The sequence below is a fragment of the Halorubrum kocurii JCM 14978 genome, from assembly GCF_000337355.1.
Classification (GTDB): Archaea; Halobacteriota; Halobacteria; order Halobacteriales; family Haloferacaceae; genus Halorubrum; species Halorubrum kocurii.
The window spans coordinates 1-13,291 of record NZ_AOJH01000017.1 but is presented as its reverse complement, the minus strand read 5'-3'; the positions used below and the strand labels follow the sequence as shown (position 1 = coordinate 13,291).

The following is a 13,291-nucleotide window of genomic DNA, read 5'->3' as shown; positions in this document are numbered from 1 at the left end:
CTCGCGCCATCAGAGATGTGTATAAGAGACAGCTTCACGACAGTGTCCACGCGTCGCTTGTCCGTGAAGGGGCCGTAGGCGACCGCGCCCTCCTCGGGGTCGCGGGTCACCTCGATCCGCGGGACGGGGTGGTCCGTGATCGCGACCAGCGGGTACGACTTGTCGTCTTTCAGCCGGACGTTGTAGCGCGGCCGGAGCCGCTTTATCAGGTTCGCCTCCAGCAGGAGCGCCTGCGTCTCCGTGTCGGTTACGGCGAACTCGATCCGGTCGGCGCGCCCGACCATCCCCCGGATCCGCCCCGAGCGCGGGTCGGCGTAGGACCGAACCCGATCCCGGAGGTCGACCGCCTTGCCGACGTACAGCGTCGCCTCCCCCGCCCGGAACTGGTAGACGCCGGGCTCGGTCGGGAGGTCCGCGGCCCGCTCGCGCACGGCGTCGGCGTTCATCGAGGCGTCGTAGCCGCCGAACGCGTTTGAACGCTGCGGGCGCGGATGCGGCCGGCGGGGGTGGTCGGGTGAATGCTGCGGCCGGCGGGGGTGGTCGGGTGAATGCTGCGGCCGGCGGGGGTGGTCGGGTAAGTGCTGCGGCCGGCGGTCGGGTGAGGCCAGAGCCCGATCCCGTCGTCTGACAGGGGGAAAATTATCAGACGTGAATAATGGGGGGAACGGTTTATCCCGGTGCTTGGGGGACCGTCACGTAGTTATGACGGGACTTCGAGGGCTGCTCCGACGCGCGTTCGGTCGGGACCGGGACTCGCGGTCAGTCCCAGACGGCGGGATCGTCGTGGAGGATTCCGCCGGCGACGTCTCGGACGCGAGCGAGAGCGGGGAGTACAACAGTGGGGACGACGGGAGCAACCGGGCCGAGACGGTCGCCGCCGCCGGTCTCGAGCAGGTGTTCGACTCGACCGGCGTCCCGACGTTCATCCTCAACCGCGAGGGGACGGTCGCGGAGTGGAACGAGTCCATCGCGTCGCTTACCGGGAGCGACCGCGGAGACGCGATCGGTCACGACCACGCCTCGGAGCTGTTCTACCCCGATGGCCGGCGGGCGGACACCCTCGCGGACAAGGTGCTCGACGCGCCGGAGACCGCGGACGACGTGTACGGCGTCGAGCGCTGCGACTCCGCGCAGACCCGCTACCGCGACACCAGCACGATGGTCGACCGCCACGGCGAGGAGAAGCACATCGAGTTCACCGCGACGCCGCTGTACGAGGGCGACGAGCTCGTCGGCGTGACGGAGGTCGTCATCGACCGAACGGAGAACATCAACCAGCGGACCGCGACCGAGACGCTGGTCGCCGAGGTGCGCGAGACGGCGGAGGAGATCGGCCGGGGGAACCTCGAAGCCCGCGCGGTCCGCCGCGAGGAGTGCGAGATCCTAAACGAGGAGCTGTTGAGCGTCATCGACGTGGTCAACCAGATGTCGGAGAACCTCCAGGACCTCTCCGAGAGCGTTCACGAGCAGGCCCGCCAGATCGACCGGACCGTCCAAGAGGCGAGCGGGGCGGCCGCCGACATCGCCGAGAACGTCGACGAGCAGAACGAGCTGTTAGAGGAGAGCGTCTCCGAGATGCAGTCGTTCTCGGCCGGGATGGAGGAGGTCGCCGCCACCGCGGACCAGGTCGACTCCGCCGCGGTGGCCGCCAGCGAGGCCGCCGACGAGGGGCTCGACGCGAGCGAGGACGCCCGCGAGGCGACCGAGGACGTCGTGGAGATCGGCGACGAGCTCGTCGAGAGCGTCGGCGCGCTCTCGGAGCGCATGGACGACATCGAGGAGGTCATCGAGGTCATCTCCGACGTGGCCGAGCAGACGAACCTGCTCGCGCTGAACGCCAACATCGAGGCTGCCCGGGCCGGCGAGGGAGGCGACGGCTTCGCGGTCGTCGCCGAGGAGGTGAAGAAGCTCGCCGACGAGACCCGCGGCTACACCGAGGAGATCACGGAGAGCCTCGCGGAGCTGCAGGCGCAGTCCGACGAGACGAGCACCGCCGTCGAGCGCTCGCACGACCGCATCGAGGACGCCGGCACCGAGATCGAGACGGTGCTCGACTCCCTCGAGGAGATCGCCGACGCGGTCGACGAGGCCGCCGCGGGCGTCGCCGAAGTCGCTCGGACCACCGACGATCAGGCCGCGACCGTCGAGGAGCTCACCTCGTCGCTGGAGGCGGTTCGGGAGCGCTCCGACCGCACCGAGGAGGCGACCGACCGCATCGTCGACGCCACTGACGACCAGGAGGTGGCCGTCGACGAGCTCATCGCCCGCGTCGAGCGGCTCGACGCGAACCGCTGAGGCGGCGTTTTCGAGGCGTTAGCGGTCGGAGCGTTCTCCCCGCTGCCGAACGTTTAACCTCGCCGAGACCCTGTTTCTCGTATGTCCGTTACGCCGCCTGGACCCATCGGCGACCCCGTCTTCGGCAACGGCCGCCAGTTCGCTGACGACCCGTTCACCTTCATGCGCGCCTGCGCCGACAGCTACGGGGACGTGATCAGATTCGACCTCGGTCCGCGCGAGACCTACCTCCTGACGAACCCCGCAGACGTGGAGCGCGTCCTCGTCGCCGACGCCGACCGCTACCGGAAGCCGCAGTTCGGCGACGACGCCATGGACACTCTGCTCGGGGACGGCCTCCTCATGAGCGAGGGCGACACGTGGCAGCGCCAGCGGAAGCTGGCGAACCCCTCCTTCCACAACCGCCGCATCGCGGCGCTCGACGGGACGATGGTCGACCACACCCGGTCGCAGCTCGCGGACTGGGACGACGGCGAGGTCGTCGATATCCAGCTGGAGGTCGCCCGCCTCACCGTCAAGATCATCGTCTCGGCGATGTTCGGCGCCGACATCACCGACGAGGAGGTGAAGACGGTCCAGGAGAAGCTGGAGCCGCTCGGCGCCCGGTTCGAGCCCGACCCGCGCCGCTTCCTGATCCCCAACTGGGTGCCGACCCGCGAGAACCGCGAGTTCGACGCCGCCATTGACACCCTCGAGTCCGTGATCGACGGCATCGTCGACCGGCGACGCGGGACCGAGCGCGACCCGAGCGTCGACCCCGCCGGGCCCGACGGCGTCGCGGTGCGCGGCCCCGCCGGCGACGGCGACGGCGACCTGCCGATGGACCTGCTCTCGGTCCTGCTGCGCGCCCGCGACCGGGGCGAGCAGACGGACGAGAACCTCCGCGACGAGCTGGTGACGATGCTCCTCGCCGGGCACGACACGACCGCGCTCACGCTGACGTACACGTTCTACCTCCTCTCGAACCACCCCGAGGCGCGGGAGCGCGTAGCCAGCGAGGCCGAGGCGGCGGTCGCGGGCGGCGCCCCGACCGCCGCCGACGCCCGCGAGATGAAATTCACCGAGCGCGTCCTCAACGAGGCGATGCGGCTGTACCCCCCCGTCTACACCCTCTTCCGCGAGCCGAAACTCGACGTGAAACTGGGGGGGTACCGGATCCCGGAGGGGTCCGCGCTCATGCTGTCACAGTGGGTGGTCCACCGCTCGCCGCGCTGGTACGACAACCCGGAGGCGTTCGACCCGAGCCGGTGGGCGCCCGAGCGCCGGAGCCAGCGCCCCCGGTTCGCCTACTTCCCGTTCGGCGGCGGCCCGCGCCATTGCATCGGGAAGGCGTTCTCGCTGCTGGAGGCCAAGCTCATCCTCGCGGAGGTCTGCTCGCGGTACGACCTCGACTACGAGGGGCCCGACCTCTCGCTGCGCGGCTCGCTGACGATGCACCCCAACCACCCGGTCCCGATGCGGATTCGCGAGCGCTGAAGGATGCGCGACGACGAGACGGGGTACTGCCGCCGCTGCGGCGAGCCCCTCTCGCGGGGCGTCATCGCGAGCCGACAGCGCGCCTGCTGTCTCAACGCGACTCCGATCGCCGGGGTTTGCCCGACGCACGGCCCCCTCGGCCCCCACCACGCGGTCGACGAGCCGAGCGAGAGCGACGATGCGAGCGACGAGAACGACGAGCCGAGCGAGAGCGACGGCGCGAGCGACGAGAACGACGAGCCGAGCGAGAATGGTGGTGACGGCCGCCGGGAGTGACCGCCGACGGCGACGTGCTAGTTATAAATCGATACTCGCGGCGACCTCGCGGAACTCGGGGTCGTACAGGTCGAGCGCGTGGACCCGCCACCGGATCGGATCGAACTCGGCGGCCACGAGGTCGCCGACGACTCCCGGTTCCGGATTGCCGCCGCGCGCCACGGTGACGTGGGGCACGTAGTCGTCGCCCTCGATCCCCTCGACCGCGCCGTAGGCGGCGCAGAGCCGGCGGTGGAGCCGGACGAGCGCGTCGCTCTCGACGGTCAGGTACAGCACCGGCCCCGACCCCGACGCTGGCGCGTCGAAGGTGTCGAATCCGGTGACCGCGACCGGAACGGGGTCGGTCCCCGCGAGCAGCGGGCGGAGGTCGTCGCGCAGGGCGGCGAGGGCGTCGGGTCTGGGCGGCGACGGCCCGGGAGCGGGAGCGCCGGTCGACGCGTCCGCGGCGGCGACGCGCTCGGGCACGTCCTCGACGCCGAACCGCTTGCAGACGAGCGTGCGGCGGTCGCGCACGCGATCGAACCCCGATGGTTTCGAGTGGAGATCCGACGCCAGTCGTTCGACGGCCGGCGCGAGCGGGACGTTCAGGCTGAACACGCCTCAGATCCGGTCGGTGAGCCGTAACGCGATCAGCACGACGATCACGACCGCGATCAGCGTCGGCACGGCGTCGAGGAGCGCGAACGTGAGGTCCAGCACCGCCCCGAAGATCTCCAGGAGAAGCCACGCGATCGCGAGGACGAGAATCACCTTCAGGAGGTCGTCGACGTCGACGTCGGCGCGGTTCGCGTCTGTTCGGTCCATGGCAAGGGCGAGTGCGCGCACCGGGAAAAAGACCACCGGGACACGGCCGCTCGGGGCGGCCGCTGCGCGCGGAGCGCGTTGCGCGATCAGGTGCTTCAAAACCCCGCCGCGCCCAACGGGAGCCATGAGCCTCATCGCGTTCGACTTCGACGGCACGCTCTCAGACTCCGAGATGACGGTCCTGCTCGCCGAGCGCGCGGGCGTCGCCGACGAGGTCGCCGAGATCACGGAGCGAGCGATGAACGACGAACTCAGCTACGCCGAGAGCCTCTACAGCCGCGCGGAGCTGCTCGGCGGGCTCGACGAGGACGCGGTGGCGGCCGCCTTCGACGAGGTTTCCCTCCGGCCGGGCGCCGGCGAGCTGATCGAGCGCCTGCAGGCCGAGGGCCACCACGTGGCCGTGCTCACGGGGGGGTTCGAGCGCGGCGTCGAGCGCGCGCTCGCGAAGCAGGGCGTCGAGGCCGACACGATCGTCGCCAACCGCCTCCCGATGGCGGGCGGAAAGCTCACCGGGGCGGCGGAGGGGCCCCTCATCGAGGGGACGAAAGACGACGCGCTGGGCGACCTCGCCGCCGACCTCGGGATCCCGATGAGCGAGACGGTCGCGGTCGGGGACGGCGCGAACGACCTGCCGATGCTGGAGGTGGCCGGGCTCGCGGTCGGGTTCGTCCCCAAGGACGCCGTCCGACCGGTGTGCGACGCTGTCGTCGCCTCGATGTTCCGGCTCGGGAAGGTGTTCGAGGGGTACGACGTGCTCCCTGCGGAGTAGGAAGGGGCGGGCGAGCGCGACCCCGTCGCCGGCCCGACGCAGCCACACTGTTTGGACGGGCGCTTAATAAGGGGCGGAGCGAAGTTGAGATCATGAACGGCGTTAGCGGGGTGACCAGATGCTTCCGACGCTGACGTATCTCCAATTCCACCTCGTCTTCAGCCTCCCCGTGGTCGCGGCGTTGTGGTACCTCGCGCCGCGGTACGACCGGCTTCGGCGTCGCCGCGCGACGGCCGGGATCGCCATCCTCGTCGCCATCGCGTACCTGTACACGACGCCGTGGATCAGCTACATGATCCGACAGGGGACGTGGTGGTACGCGGACGGGGCGGTGCTGGTCCGGGCGCTATCGATTCCGCTCGGCGAATACCTCTTCTTCGCCATCCAGACGGTCGTCACCGGGTTCGCGCTCCATCTGATCGGGTTCGACCCGACGTTCCGGGAGGGTGACTTCGACAGAGCGCCGCGGATCGCCGGCGTCGTCGCGGGGCTCGCGATGGTCGTCGTCGGACTCCGGCTGGTGACGCTCGATCCGTCGTACCTCTACCTCGGCGGGCTGATCGCGTGGGTCGGGCCCGTCGTCGCGCTCCAGTGGGCGGTCGGCGGCGGCTACCTCGTTCGGACGCCGCGAGTCTGGGTCGCCGCGACGCTGGTCCCGGCCGCGTACTTCTGGATCGCGGACCGGATCGCGATCGAGATGGGGACGTGGCAGCTCTCGACCGAACTCACGACGGGGGTGGCGGTCCTCGGGCTCCCGATCGAAGAGATGCTCTTCTTCGCCTCGGCCGGCGTGATGACCGTGAACGGGCTGGTGCTGTTCGAGTGGGTGCTCGACTGGAACGACCGGCGCGGGCGGCCGACCGGGGCGGCGGCCGACGCGTTCGAACCGGACGCGACGCCCGACCGGGACCCGGAACCCGAGTCGGCCGACCCCCTCGATGACTGAGACGGCGACGCGCTCGGCGGCGCGCCGGGAGACGCCGGCGGCCGAGGGCGACGACCGCGCTCGATCGGCGGTCGACCGGTGGTTCGCGCTGTACCCCGCGATCGCGCTCGCGGCGCTGCTCCCGGTGGGCGCCGTGACCCCCCTGTTTCCGGTCGAACTCGGCGTCGCGACGTTCGCCCTCGGGACGCTCGTCGTCGGGATGGCCCACGGCGCGGTCGACCACCTCGTCCCGCTGCGGGCGGCGACGGACGTCTCGCTTCGCCGGTCGATCGCGGTCGTCTCGGTCGTCTACGCGCTCCTCGGCGGGGCGGTCGTCGCGGCGTTCTTCCTCGCGCCGGTCGCGGCGTTCGTCGGGTTCATCGCGCTCACGTGGCTCCACTGGGGGCAGGGCGACGTGGCGGCGCTCGTCGTCGCCGGCGTCGATCACCTGCCGACCGCGGCCGAGCGCTGGCTGAGCCTCGTCGTCCGCGGCGGGCTCCCGATGGGCGTCCCGCTGCTCTCCCATCCGGCGGAGTACCGGCTCGTGGCCGAGTGGATCGTCGGGCTGTTCGTCGTCGACGGGGCGGCCGCGGCCGCCGCGGTCGACCCCCTGTTCGTCCCGGAAACACGGGCGGCCGTCGGCGGGCTCATGCTCGCCGCGACGGCGCTGGCGGTCGGGTCGGGGTACCGCCGGGTCCGGGCCGGCGCCTCTCGGCGGGGCTGGCTCCGCGACGTCGGCGAGGTCGGGGCGCTGTGGGCGTGGTTCCTGCTCGCGGCGCCGGTGTTCGCGATCGGGGTGTACTTCGCGCTCTGGCACGCCCTCCGGCACGTCGGGCGGCTCGTCCTCGTCGACGACCGGGCCGCGAGCGCGATCGGCGACGGCGACGTGCCGGGCGCCCTCGCGCGGTTCGGACGCGACGCCGCGCCCCTCACGCTCGGCGGGTTCCTCGTCGTCGGCGCGGTCGGGCTCTCGGTCCCCGCCGGCGTGGCCGCGCCCGGCGACTTACTCGCCGTGTCGCTCGTCGCCATCGCGGCCATGACGCTCCCTCACGTCGTCGTCGTCGCGTGGCTCGACCGGCGGCAGGGGGTCTGGCGACCGGGAGCCGGGCGGTAGGAACCTGCCGGGTCCGACACCGCACCCCTCTTGTCCGCGGGAGGCGTACTCGGCGACGGATGGACGAGATCGCGATCCGCGACCCGCGGCCGGGCGACGCCGACGAACTGGAGGCGCTCATCACCGCGCACTTCAGCGAGGGGAGCTCCTACGGCGTCGACCTCGGGCTGGACGATCCGACGTACCACGTGCTGGTCGCGGTGGAAGCTGACGGCGACGACGTGGACGCCGGATCCAACGACGGCGACCGCGGAGACGCCGGATCCGACGACGGCGCGATCCTCGGCGTCATGGCGCTCCGCGAGTTCGACGACCCGGCCGCGGTGGCCGAGGAGATGTACTTCTTCGACGACCCGGACCTGATCCCCGCCGCGGAGCGGTACGGTCACCTCGAAATGGGATACGTTCGAGACGGGGCCACGGGACGGGGAATCGGGAGCCGACTGCTCGACCGGCTCCACGATGTCGGCTCGGGGCGTGGGATCGACCTGTTCCTCGCGGACTCGTGGTATCACGGCGGCGAGGACTCCCCGGAGAAGCTGTTCGACCGCCACGGCTACGAGGCGATCCACCGCGAGCCGCTCGACCGGTCCGCGGCGGAGTGCCCGAAGTGCGAGACCGAGTGCACCTGCGAGGGGGCGCTCACGGTGCGGCGCGTCGAGCGGGGGGCGTCGTGAATCACGACCGCGTCCACGCTCGGGAGCCGTCGCACCACGTCGACCGGTGGTCGGTCGGCGTGATCGAGTCGATCGACGAGCGCGACGGCCACTGCGTCGTAACGGTTCGGCCGGTCGCGTCGGCGGAGGAGAGTGGGGAGAGCCGCGAGGGGAGCGGACCCGAGAGCGACGGCGAGCCCGTCGAACTCGTGATCACGCTCGCCGTCAGGGACCTGTTCGTGGGGCGGCTCCCCATCGCCGAGGGGGAGTCGCCGGTCGGCGAGCGCGCGTGGTATCGGAAGCGGGGCGGGTAGTTTAACCGGGGCGGGTGAGTTCGAGCGGTGCCGTCGTCACTCCAGCTGGTGGTAGTCCAGCTCGTGGCCCTCGTCGAGCGCGGCCTGTACGGCCTCGCTCGGCTCGTCGACCGGTTCGGTCCGGAGGGTCATCCCGCCGACGTCGGCCGCGTCGAGGTAGACGTTCCGCCGCCAGTCGGGGTTGACGTCGGGGTAGTCGGTGCGGTAGTGGGCGCCGCGGGACTCCTCGCGTTCGAGCGCGCCCCGGAGCACCGCCTCGGCGGCGACGAGGGTGAACCCCACGTCCACGGCGAGCTCGAACGACTCGCTGGTGACCGGGCCGACGCGCATGTCGGCGGCCCGCTCGCGGACGGCCTGGAGCCGATCGAGCCCCTCCCGGAGCGACGGCTCGTCGCGGAGGATCCCGGCGTGGTCCCACATCAGCTCGCGCAGGTCGGCGAGCACCGCGTCCACGTCCTCGTCGCCGTCGTTGTTCGCCATCGCGCGCAGGTCCCGGAAGTGCGGTCCGACGAGCCCCTCGCGGAGGGCGTCCGGAATCTCGCCCGGGCCGTCGACGCGGTCGGCGACCCGCTCACCGGCGACGACGCCGTACGCGACGGTCTCGGCCAGCGAGTTGCCGCCGAGCCGGTTTGCGCCGTGGACTCCCGCCATCGTCTCGCCGACGGCGAAGAGGCCGTCCACGTCGGTTTCCCCGTGGTCGTCGACCGCGACGCCGCCCATCCCGTAGTGAGAGGTGGGCGCCACCTCGACGGGCTCTTCGGCCATGTCCACGCCGAGGTCGTGGAACCGCTCGTACATCCGTGGAAGCCGCTCCCGGATGAAGTCGGCGTCGCGGTGGGAGATGTCGAGGTAAACGCCGCCGTTCTCGGTGCCGCGTCCCTCGGCGACCTCCTGTGCGATCGCCCGGGCGACCACGTCGCGGGCGTCGAGTTCCATCTGGTCGGGGGAGTACCGTTCCATGAAGCGCTCGCCACCGGGAGAGCCCTCCTCTCCCGAGCCCCCACTCGCTCCGCTCGCGGGGGCCTCGGCGTTGAACAGGCGTCCGCCCTCGCCGCGGACCGCCTCGGTCACGAGGCGGCCGCTCCACGGCTCCCACTCGGGGTCGCTCTCGTCGACGGCCATCCCGGTCGGGTGGAACTGCATGAACTCCATGTCCATCAGCGACGCGCCGGCGTCGTACGCCAGCGCCGCCCCGTCGCCGTTGTTCTCGTCGTCGCGGGAGGTGTGTCGGTTGTAGATCGCCGCGTGACCGCCGGCGGCGAGGACAACGGTGCCGGCGTTGAACAGGACGAACTCGCCAGTGTCCATGTCGAACCCGACGGCGCCGTAGACCGCGTCGCCGTCGGCGACGAGCTTCGTGATCATCACGTTCTCGCGGTACGGAACGGAGAGCTCCTGAGCCCGGTCGACGAGCGCGTTCAGCATCGACTCGCCGGTGTGGTCGCCGGCGAACGCGGTTCGGCGGAACGACTGGGCGCCGAAGAACCGCTGGTCGATTTCGCCGTCCTCGGTGCGGGAGTACGCCATCCCCCACTCGTCGAGCTCGCGGAGGCGCTCGGGCATCTGCTCGGTCACGGTCTCGACCTTCGCCGGGTCGTTGAGGAAGTGGCCCTCGTTGAGGGTGTCGGCGGCGTGGATCGCCGGCGTGTCCTCGGGGTCGCGGGTGCCGAGCGCGCCGTTGATCCCGCCGCGGGCCCACGTCGTGTGCGCGTCGCCGTGGCCCCGCTTTCCGAGGACCAAGACGTCGTCGACGCCGCGCTCGGCGAGCTCGATCGCCGTCCGCGCGCCCGCCGCGCCGGCGCCGATGACGAGGACGGCGACGTCAACGCGGTCGTACTCGACCGATTCCTCGGGGTCTGTTTGGCGTCGTTCGTTCACGTTCACGGTACGGTCTCCGGCGGTATAAATTACGCGCGCGTGTGCGCGTGAGCGCGAATAGAGACCGAAAGAAGGGGGGAGTCGAAGCACGTCTGCGGACGGTCACGATCGGAACACGTCTGCGGACGGTCACTCCCACCCCGGCGTTTCGGGCGCGCCCGCGTCGTCCTCCAGTTCGCGGACGAGCCGGTCGCGGGCGTCCGGGTCGAGCGCGACCGGATCGCCGTCGCCCGCGGCGCGCTCGGTCCACTCCCGGATCGCGCGCCCGGCCCACGAGTCGGCCGCTCGGGCGCGGGTTCGTGCCGCGGCCATCCGATCGCGGTCGACGGAGAGCGATCCGGGGCTAGAGCCGACCGCGGCCCCGATGAACCGGGCGCGGTCGTCGGGGGTGAGCCGCTCGGCGCGGAGGCGGTCGACCACGCCGTCGAGGTCGTCCGGGTCTGGGTACGCGAAGACGGTCGCGCCGACGGCGTGGGGACCGAACGGGAGCGGGGGAGTGTCGTCGGGGACCGCGTCGTCGAGGAGGCGGTCGCCGCCGCCGGCGGCCTCGACGCGCTCGCACTCGGTGTCGGCGTCCAGTTCGAGGTTGTGTGCGGGGTACGTCGAGCACGTCCGGGGGTAGCGCTCGTCGCCGTGGATCCGGCACTGGAGCGTGGTCGGGTCGAGGAACACGCAGGCGTCGAGCCAGCGGTGCTCGTCGGTGCCGATCGGGGCGACCGGTTTGGGGGGTTTCCGCAGGCCGACCGCGAAGACCGGGCGGTCGCCCGCGGCGGCGACCTCGGCGCCGTCGATCCGGACCGCGCTGTCGGCCTCGGCGGGCTCGAACAGCCGGGGAACAAGCGCGTCGCCGAGACCGTCGTCGAGGAACCCCGCGATCTCGTCGCGCGTGAGCGGCACGAGGTCGTAGGCGTCGTCGAGCGGCGGGCGGTCCCCGGTTCGGTCGGAGCCGGCCGCCTCCGGCGCGAGCGGTCGCCAGTCGACGCAGCAGCCGGCGCAGCCCTCACAGCGGAGTTCCATCGTGATCACCCGTGTGAACGGTTCGCACGGTTAAAAGGGATCGGCGAACGTGAGCAGGTTTTATAAGCGAACGTGCGGTCGGCGCGCGCCTCCGAGTGGCCGACAGGCCACTCGGAGCGCGCGCGAGGGAGTCGGCCACTCGGAGCGAAGCGGAGAGTGGCCGACGAGGCTGGGGAGGCGTGAGGCTGTGCGGTGCGGGTGGGTGGGACTCAAAGGGGCAGTCGGCGAGGCGGGCGCAGGCGAAGTAAGGACCACAGGAGCGAGCGAAGCGAGTGACGGGGGCCGCAGCGAGCGTGCGCCCGCCTCGCGGCTGGGGCTTTGTAGGTGTTCACCGCGTCGACGACGACGATTATTTATAACTAATCAATCAAATCAGGGCGCGACGCCGACGGTCAACAGCGTCCCCCAGGTCCGGTACCGGTCGAGCATCGCCTCGCGGGAGTCCCAGTCGTCGGTCGGGAACGCCTCGGCGTCAGGGATCTCGATCTCGCGGTCGGGGATCGCGTCCTGCTCGGCGACGTACAGGCCCGCCTCGCGGAACGCCTCGCGGTACTCCTCGCGGCTCCACAGCGTCATGTCGACCGAGATGTTGTCCTGCCACGCGTGCGTTTGCTCGCTCTCCGCGAAGTAGTTGACCGCGCAGTAGAACGTGCCGCCTGGCTTCAGCACCCGCCGGACCTCTTCGAGGGTGTGGTGCGGGTCGGCCGCGTAGTAGAACGCCTCCATCGAGAAGACGTGGTCGAGCGAGTCGTCGGCGAAGGGGAGCGCATCGAAGTCGCCGACGAGGAAGCCGACCGCGCCGTCGTCGGTGTAGCTCCGGGCGTTGCGCGCCATCCCCGGCGCGCCGTCGAGGCCGTACGCCCGACCGATCCCCCGTTCGCGGAGCGCGCGGAGCGCGTACCCGGAGCCGGTGCCCAGATCGAGGACGGCGTCGCCCGCCTCGACCGGCATCCGCGCGAGGACGTCCTTGGCGGTGTGCCAGTGTCGGTCCTCCATGCCGCGGTCCTTTCCCGCCGCCGCCCACTCGTCGAACTCCTCGCGAACGCTCATACGCGGGCGAACGAGCGGGCGGGTGAAAACCGGTTCGGAGGACCGGCGGGTCAAACCGGTTCGGAGGGTTGTAGTACCGGTCGGAGAGACGGCCGAGCCGTCCGCCCGCAGCCACGCGCCGTTAAAAAGCGTCGCTGTTTTATCGGGTGCCGTCCCTTCGGGGAGTATGAAACGCCCGCAGAGCCTCCGTCGACCCAAGTTCCGGATCGCGGACTCCGCACAGCAGGCGGTCGGCGGCTTCCTCCTCGCGGGGCCGTTCGTCGTCACCGGGGAGGTGTGGGACTTGGCCGCGGGTATGAACGCGGTCCAGGGGTGGCTGACCGCCGGGCTCGTCGCGCTGATCGGGTACGCCGCGCTCTACCGGGCCGACACCGGCCGCGACCCCGATGTCGAGAAGGAGATCGCGGGGATCCCCGCCCGGTTCGTCTCGCTGATGATCGTCGCGTTCGGCTCCGTGACCGTCCTCGCGGTGCTGTTCGACGCGCCGGACACCTTCCTCATCCAGCAGGGCGTGACGGGGAGCGCCCTGTGGGTGACCACGGGCAAGGCGATCTCCGTCAGCGCGGTGTTCAGCGTCGTCGGCGCCGCGACGGCCGACAGCGTGTTCTGACCGCGGCGACTCACGCGACGACGAACGTGCCGAGCGCGACCTCACGCGACGACGAACGTGCCGAGCGCGACCTCACGCGACGACGAACGTGCCGAGCGCGACCTCAC

The 13,291-nt window shown here is 71.3% G+C and carries 14 protein-coding genes and 1 pseudogene; 9 read left to right on the top strand and 6 right to left on the bottom strand.

All coding sequences use genetic code 11. From position 1 onward, the window contains the following. The coding region (locus tag C468_RS02000; RefSeq protein ID WP_008847206.1) for a GIY-YIG nuclease family protein at positions 1-446 on the bottom strand (446 nt) is incomplete at its 3' end. A gap of 256 nt (positions 447-702) precedes the next feature. Between C468_RS02000 and C468_RS01995 the strand changes: the two genes are divergently transcribed. The 3 genes and pseudogenes from C468_RS01995 to C468_RS01985 all read left to right on the top strand — a co-directional run. Next, a complete protein-coding gene (locus C468_RS01995; protein ID WP_008847205.1) occupies positions 703-2,295 on the top strand; it encodes a methyl-accepting chemotaxis protein in 1,593 nt (530 codons plus the stop codon). An 81-nt stretch (positions 2,296-2,376) separates the two neighbouring features. Beyond that, positions 2,377-3,771: a cytochrome P450 gene (locus C468_RS01990; RefSeq protein WP_008847204.1), complete on the top strand. Its 1,395-nt coding sequence runs from the start codon at positions 2,377-2,379 to the stop codon at positions 3,769-3,771. Positions 3,772-3,774: 3 nt separating this feature from the next. Next, positions 3,775-3,954, top strand: a pseudogene (locus C468_RS01985) (hypothetical protein); the annotation flags it as partial. A gap of 114 nt (positions 3,955-4,068) precedes the next feature. Here the strand turns inward: C468_RS01985 and C468_RS01980 are convergent. Next, positions 4,069-4,644 (bottom strand): 2'-5' RNA ligase family protein, encoded by a 576-nt coding sequence (locus C468_RS01980; RefSeq protein ID WP_008847202.1) that lies wholly within the window; start codon positions 4,642-4,644, stop codon positions 4,069-4,071. 3 nt (positions 4,645-4,647) lie between these two features. Then, the gene (locus C468_RS01975; protein WP_008847201.1) at positions 4,648-4,851 is read right to left on the bottom strand and encodes a DUF7554 family protein; all 204 of its coding nucleotides are present in this window, start codon (positions 4,849-4,851) and stop codon (positions 4,648-4,650) included. 124 nt (positions 4,852-4,975) lie between these two features. Between C468_RS01975 and serB the strand changes: the two genes are divergently transcribed. The 5 genes from serB to C468_RS01950 all read left to right on the top strand — a co-directional run bounded on the left by serB (position 4,976) and on the right by C468_RS01950 (position 8,629). After that, positions 4,976-5,620, top strand: a complete 645-nt coding sequence (serB, locus tag C468_RS01970; RefSeq protein ID WP_008847200.1) for a phosphoserine phosphatase SerB — start codon at positions 4,976-4,978, stop codon at positions 5,618-5,620. 118 nt (positions 5,621-5,738) lie between these two features. Next, positions 5,739-6,566 carry a lycopene cyclase domain-containing protein gene (locus C468_RS01965; protein ID WP_008847199.1) on the top strand — a complete coding sequence of 276 codons (828 nt, stop codon included), beginning with the start codon at positions 5,739-5,741 and terminating at the stop codon, positions 6,564-6,566. Further along, positions 6,559-7,659 carry a Brp/Blh family beta-carotene 15,15'-dioxygenase gene (locus tag C468_RS01960; protein WP_008847198.1) on the top strand — a complete coding sequence of 367 codons (1,101 nt, stop codon included), beginning with the start codon at positions 6,559-6,561 and terminating at the stop codon, positions 7,657-7,659. Before C468_RS01965 ends, C468_RS01960 begins: the two co-directional genes overlap by 8 nt. 59 nt (positions 7,660-7,718) lie before the next feature. After that, a complete protein-coding gene (locus tag C468_RS01955) occupies positions 7,719-8,336 on the top strand; it encodes a GNAT family N-acetyltransferase (RefSeq protein ID WP_008847197.1) in 618 nt (205 codons plus the stop codon). Beyond that, positions 8,333-8,629, top strand: a complete 297-nt coding sequence (locus C468_RS01950; protein WP_008847196.1) for a DUF7861 family protein — start codon at positions 8,333-8,335, stop codon at positions 8,627-8,629. Before C468_RS01955 ends, C468_RS01950 begins: the two co-directional genes overlap by 4 nt. A gap of 36 nt (positions 8,630-8,665) precedes the next feature. Here the strand turns inward: C468_RS01950 and C468_RS01945 are convergent, their stop codons facing one another. The 3 genes from C468_RS01945 to C468_RS01935 all read right to left on the bottom strand — a co-directional run bounded on the left by C468_RS01945 (position 8,666) and on the right by C468_RS01935 (position 12,574). Further along, positions 8,666-10,513 carry an L-aspartate oxidase gene (locus tag C468_RS01945; protein WP_008847195.1) on the bottom strand — a complete coding sequence of 616 codons (1,848 nt, stop codon included), beginning with the start codon at positions 10,511-10,513 and terminating at the stop codon, positions 8,666-8,668. Between the two features lie 123 nt (positions 10,514-10,636). Continuing rightward, positions 10,637-11,524: a YkgJ family cysteine cluster protein gene (locus C468_RS01940; protein WP_049911894.1), complete on the bottom strand. Its 888-nt coding sequence runs from the start codon at positions 11,522-11,524 to the stop codon at positions 10,637-10,639. 372 nt (positions 11,525-11,896) lie between these two features. Further along, on the bottom strand, positions 11,897-12,574 hold the full coding sequence (locus tag C468_RS01935; RefSeq protein WP_008847193.1) for a class I SAM-dependent methyltransferase: 678 nt from the start codon (positions 12,572-12,574) through the stop codon (positions 11,897-11,899). 166 nt (positions 12,575-12,740) lie between these two features. Here C468_RS01935 and C468_RS01930 point away from each other — a divergent pair, with 166 nt between their 5' ends. After that, on the top strand, positions 12,741-13,184 hold the full coding sequence (locus C468_RS01930) for a hypothetical protein (RefSeq protein WP_008847192.1): 444 nt from the start codon (positions 12,741-12,743) through the stop codon (positions 13,182-13,184). The last annotated feature ends 107 nt before the right edge of the window (positions 13,185-13,291 follow it).

What these genes read in the sequence shown, in the direction of transcription:
- C468_RS01995 (WP_008847205.1), top strand. Translation starts at nt 703, where the DNA reads ATGACGGGACTTCGAGGGCTGCTCCGACGCGCGTTCGGTCGGGACCGG.
- C468_RS01990 (WP_008847204.1), top strand. Translation starts at nt 2,377, where the DNA reads ATGTCCGTTACGCCGCCTGGACCCATCGGCGACCCCGTCTTCGGCAAC.
- C468_RS01975 (WP_008847201.1), bottom strand. Translation starts at nt 4,851, where the DNA reads ATGGACCGAACAGACGCGAACCGCGCCGACGTCGACGTCGACGACCTC.
- serB (WP_008847200.1), top strand. Translation starts at nt 4,976, where the DNA reads ATGAGCCTCATCGCGTTCGACTTCGACGGCACGCTCTCAGACTCCGAG.
- C468_RS01965 (WP_008847199.1), top strand. Translation starts at nt 5,739, where the DNA reads ATGCTTCCGACGCTGACGTATCTCCAATTCCACCTCGTCTTCAGCCTC.
- C468_RS01960 (WP_008847198.1), top strand. Translation starts at nt 6,559, where the DNA reads ATGACTGAGACGGCGACGCGCTCGGCGGCGCGCCGGGAGACGCCGGCG.
- C468_RS01955 (WP_008847197.1), top strand. Translation starts at nt 7,719, where the DNA reads ATGGACGAGATCGCGATCCGCGACCCGCGGCCGGGCGACGCCGACGAA.
- C468_RS01940 (WP_049911894.1), bottom strand. Translation starts at nt 11,524, where the DNA reads ATGGAACTCCGCTGTGAGGGCTGCGCCGGCTGCTGCGTCGACTGGCGA.
- C468_RS01935 (WP_008847193.1), bottom strand. Translation starts at nt 12,574, where the DNA reads ATGAGCGTTCGCGAGGAGTTCGACGAGTGGGCGGCGGCGGGAAAGGAC.
- C468_RS01930 (WP_008847192.1), top strand. Translation starts at nt 12,741, where the DNA reads ATGAAACGCCCGCAGAGCCTCCGTCGACCCAAGTTCCGGATCGCGGAC.